We start from the raw sequence: 5,330 nt of genomic DNA, 5'->3' as shown, positions 1-5,330 counted from the left end.
ATTGTCCGGCGGCGTCCTACTCTCCCACAACCTCTCGGTTGCAGTACCATCGGCGCTGAACGGCTTAACTTCCGGGTTCGGAATGGGACCGGGTGTTTCCCGTTCGCTATGGCCGCCGTAACTCTATGGAACCTACTACTCAATCTACACGGGGGTAGATCGTTCGTGGTTCGGGAACCGCACAGTGGACGCGTTTGCATGACTTAAGTATGTGTGTGTGACAAGCCCTCGGCCTATTAGTACCGGTCGGCTAGGCATTACTGCTGTACACCTCCGGCCTATCAACCCCATCGTCTTTAGGGGGCCTTACCCAGTTAACCTGGTGGGAAACCTCATCTTGAAACGTGCTTCCCGCTTAGATGCATTCAGCGGTTATCACTTCCGAACGTAGCCAACCAGCCGTGCTCCTGGCGGAACAACTGGCACACCAGAGGTTCGTCCATCCCGGTCCTCTCGTACTAGGGACAGCCTTTCTCAAGTTTCCTACGCGCGCGGCGGATAGGGACCGAACTGTCTCACGACGTTCTAAACCCAGCTCGCGTGCCGCTTTAATGGGCGAACAGCCCAACCCTTGGGACCTACTCCAGCCCCAGGATGCGACGAGCCGACATCGAGGTGCCAAACCATCCCGTCGATATGGACTCTTGGGGAAGATCAGCCTGTTATCCCCGGGGTACCTTTTATCCGTTGAGCGACGCCGCTTCCACATGCCAGCGCCGGATCACTAGTTCCGACTTTCGTCCCTGCTCGACATGTACGTCTCACAGTCAAGCTCCCTTGTGCACTTACACTCGCCACCTGATTGCCAACCAGGCTGAGGGAACCTTTGAGCGCCTCCGTTACATTTTAGGAGGCAACCGCCCCAGTTAAACTACCCATCAGGCACTGTCCCTGATCCGGATAACGGACCTAGGTTAGACATCTAGTACGACCAGAGTGGTATTTCAACGTTGACTCCACACTAACTGGCGTTAATGCTTCAAAGTCTCCCACCTATCCTACACAAGCCGAACCAAACACCAATACCAAACTATAGTAAAGGTCCCGGGGTCTTTCCGTCCTGCCGCGCGTAACGAGCATCTTTACTCGTACTGCAATTTCGCCGAGCCCATGGTTGAGACAGCGGGAAAGTCGTTACTCCATTCGTGCAGGTCGGAACTTACCCGACAAGGAATTTCGCTACCTTAGGATGGTTATAGTTACCACCGCCGTTTACTGGGGCTTAAGTTCTCCGCTTCGGCTTGCGCCTAACAGGTCCCCTTAACCTTCCAGCACCGGGCAGGAGTCAGTCCGTATACATCGTCTTACAACTTCGCACGGACCTGTGTTTTTAGTAAACAGTCGCTTTCCCCTGGTCTCTGCGGCCATCACCGCTTCCCCACGCAAGGTGGTTCACGGATCCGGCCCCCCTTCTCCCGAAGTTACGGGGGCATTTTGCCGAGTTCCTTAACCATGGTTCACTCGATCGCCTTGGTATTCTCTACCTGATCACCTGAGTCGGTTTGGGGTACGGGCGGCGCATAGCTCGCTAGAGGTTTTTCTCGACAGCATAGGATCATCCACTTCGCCTAACGGCTCCCCATCAAGTCTCAGGATATATAAGAGACGGATTTGCCTATCTCTTTCCCTACACTCTTAGCCACAGACAACCATCGCTGTGGTTGGACTACCTTCCTGCGTCACCCCATCGCTTGACTACTACTGGATCGGGTCATGCGCATCCCCCTCACGTCCCCGAAGGGCTCTAGAAGGTTCTGGGCACTTAGCATCACCAGCCTCGTCATGGGCGCTATTTTGCCGGTACGGGAATATCAACCCGTTGTCCATCGACTACGCCTGTCGGCCTCGCCTTAGGTCCCGACTTACCCAGGGCAGATTAGCTTGACCCTGGAACCCTTGATCATTCGGCGCACGGGTTTCTCACCCGTGATTCGCTACTCATGCCTGCATTCTCACTCGTGTGGCCTCCACACCTGGATCACTCCGGCGCTTCACTGCCCACACGACGCTCCCCTACCTATCCGCACCACTGAACCAACCTCAAGGGCGGCTTGTGTTACATGCGAATACCATAGCTTCGGCGGATGACTTGAGCCCCGCTACATTGTCGGCGCGGAATCACTTGACCAGTGAGCTATTACGCACTCTTTCAAGGATGGCTGCTTCCAAGCCAACCTCCTGGTTGTCTGTGCGACTCCACATCCTTTTCCACTTAGTCACCGCTTAGGGGCCTTAGCTGATGGTCTGGGCTGTTTCCCTCTCGACTACGGAGCTTATCCCCCGCAGTCTCACTGCCACGCTCTCACTTACCGGCATTCGGAGTTTGGCTAACGTCAGTAACCTTGTAGGGCCCATCGGCTATCCAGTGCTCTACCTCCGGCAAGAAACACGTGACGCTGCACCTAAATGCATTTCGGGGAGAACCAGCTATCACGAAGTTTGATTGGCCTTTCACCCCTATCCACAGGTCATCCCCTCAGTTTTCAACCTAAGTGGGTTCGGTCCTCCACGCGGTCTTACCCGCGCTTCAACCTGCCCATGGATAGATCACTTCGCTTCGGGTCTTGAGCGTGCTACTCAATCGCCCTATTCGGACTCGCTTTCGCTACGGCTTCCCCACACGGGTTAACCTCGCAACACACCGCAAACTCGCAGGCTCATTCTTCAAAAGGCACGCCGTCACCCTTACAGGCTCCGACGGATTGTAGGCACATGGTTTCAGGTACTATTTCACTCCCCGCCAGGGGTACTTTTCACCTTTCCCTCACGGTACTTGTCCGCTATCGGTCACCAAGGAGTATTTAGGCTTAACAGGTGGTCCTGCCAGATTCACACGGAATTTCAGGGGTTCCGTGTTACTTGGGGTAACGCCACAGAGCCATCGTCTTACGTGTACGGGGGTATCACCCTCTACGCCGGGACTTTCCAATCCGCTTCAACTTCAACGATGGTTTCTTACTCTGCGTCCATACGGCAGTATGAACCAGGCGGCCCCACAACCCCCACTCCGCAACCCCTGCCGGGTATCACACGAAGTAGGTTTAGCCTCATCCGATTTCGCTCGCCACTACTCTCGGAATCACTTTTGTTTTCTCTTCCTGAGGGTACTGAGATGTTTCACTTCCCCTCGTTCCCTCCACACACCCTATGTGTTCAGATGTGGGTAACTGGACATGACTCCAGCTGGGTTTCCCCATTCGGAAACCCCCGGATCACAGCTCGATTGCCAACTCCCCGGGGCTTATCGCAGGCTTCTACGTCCTTCATCGGCTCTTGGTGCCAAGGCATCCACCATGTGCCCTTCATAGCTTGTCACAGCTACAAAAGATGCTCGCGTCCACTGTGCAGTTCTCAAACAACGAACGAACCCGCCACCCACCAACCCCAAACAAGGATCAGCTTCCAACGGCCCGCTAAAAACACCAAACAAACGTCTGATGCTTCAGGACCCAACAGTGTGCCAAAAACAAAACCAACAACAAAGCCGGTTACACGGTCGACGTTCCACCTAACGAGCCACACCCGGCCACCCACACTCGTGGATGCAACCAAAAAGGGTGTGATAGATGCTCCTTAGAAAGGAGGTGATCCAGCCGCACCTTCCGGTACGGCTACCTTGTTACGACTTCGTCCCAATCGCCAGCCCCACCTTCGACGGCTCCCTCCACAAGGGTTAGGCCACCGGCTTCGGGTGTTGCCGACTTTCGTGACGTGACGGGCGGTGTGTACAAGGCCCGGGAACGTATTCACCGCAGCGTTGCTGATCTGCGATTACTAGCGACTCCGACTTCATGGGGTCGAGTTGCAGACCCCAATCCGAACTGAGACCGGCTTTTTGGGATTCGCTCCACCTTACGGTATCGCAGCCCTTTGTACCGGCCATTGTAGCATGCGTGAAGCCCTGGACATAAGGGGCATGATGACTTGACGTCATCCCCACCTTCCTCCGAGTTGACCCCGGCAGTCTCCTATGAGTCCCCACCATTACGTGCTGGCAACATAGGACGAGGGTTGCGCTCGTTGCGGGACTTAACCCAACATCTCACGACACGAGCTGACGACAGCCATGCACCACCTGTACACCGACTAAAAGGGGCTACATCTCTGCAGCTTTCCGGTGTATGTCAAACCCAGGTAAGGTTCTTCGCGTTGCATCGAATTAATCCGCATGCTCCGCCGCTTGTGCGGGCCCCCGTCAATTCCTTTGAGTTTTAGCCTTGCGGCCGTACTCCCCAGGCGGGGCGCTTAATGCGTTAGCTGCGGCACGGAATCCGTGGAATGGACCCCACACCTAGCGCCCAACGTTTACGGTGTGGACTACCAGGGTATCTAATCCTGTTCGCTCCCCACACTTTCGCTCCTCAGCGTCAGGTAATGCCCAGAGAACCGCCTTCGCCACCGGTGTTCCTCCTGATATCTGCGCATTTCACCGCTACACCAGGAATTCCGTTCTCCCCTGCATACCTCTAGTCAGCCCGTATCGGAAGCAGGCTCGGAGTTAAGCTCCGAGTTTTCACTCCCGACGTGACTAACCGCCTACGAGCCCTTTACGCCCAATAATTCCGGACAACGCTCGCACCCTACGTATTACCGCGGCTGCTGGCACGTAGTTGGCCGGTGCTTCTTCTGCGCCTACCGTCACTTTCGCTTCGTCAGCGCTGAAAGAGGTTTACAACCCGAAGGCAGTCATCCCTCACGCGGCGTTGCTGGATCAGGCTTTCGCCCATTGTCCAATATTCCCCACTGCTGCCTCCCGTAGGAGTCTGGGCCGTGTCTCAGTCCCAGTGTGGCCGGTCACCCTCTCAGGCCGGCTACCCGTCGAAGCCTTGGTGAGCCACTACCTCACCAACAAGCTGATAGGCCGCGAGTTCATCCTCCACCGCCGGAACTTTCCACCACCATCACATGCGTGAAGTGGTCATATCCGGTATTAGCCACCGTTTCCGGTAGTTATCCCGAAGTGAAGGGCAGATTACTCACGTGTTACTCACCCGTTCGCCGCTCGTGTACCCCCGAAAGGGCCTTACCGCTCGACTTGCATGTGTTAAGCACGCCGCCAGCGTTCGTCCTGAGCCAGGATCAAACTCTCCATTGAAAACTACATCTCAAACGAGAAATTCAAACCCCAGCAAGAAACAAACCCCGACAATATTGTCAGAATCATTGTTACTCACAAAGGAACCATCCCTGCCCGAAGACAGGAGACGGATATAAAACTAATTCGTCGACTATCAATGACACACTGTTGAGTTCTCAAACATCACACGCACCCGAATCCCCCCACCAAACCGGCGAAGTTCCCTCGGCGCAACCTGACCAAACTTACCCGA

General features: G+C 55.3%; 3 rRNA genes. All 3 read right to left on the bottom strand.

Features of this window, described 5'->3' with window-relative positions:
• Positions 1-3: 3 nt before the first annotated feature.
• The 3 genes from rrf to ACLM5J_RS20795 all read right to left on the bottom strand — a co-directional run bounded on the left by rrf (position 4) and on the right by ACLM5J_RS20795 (position 5,095).
• A 5S ribosomal RNA gene (gene rrf / locus ACLM5J_RS20805) occupies positions 4-120 on the bottom strand.
• A gap of 96 nt (positions 121-216) precedes the next feature.
• A 23S ribosomal RNA gene (locus ACLM5J_RS20800) occupies positions 217-3,315 on the bottom strand.
• Between the two features lie 262 nt (positions 3,316-3,577).
• Positions 3,578-5,095 (bottom strand): 16S ribosomal RNA (locus ACLM5J_RS20795).
• Together the 16S, 23S and 5S rRNA genes form the textbook arrangement of a ribosomal RNA operon.
• Between the last annotated feature and the right edge of the window lie 235 nt (positions 5,096-5,330).

Source organism: Nocardioides sp. Bht2 (genome assembly GCF_047308515.1).
Lineage (GTDB): Bacteria > Actinomycetota > Actinomycetes > Propionibacteriales > Nocardioidaceae > Nocardioides.
Note: the sequence above shows the minus strand (reverse complement) of the source record. Positions and strands in the feature narration are given on the sequence as shown.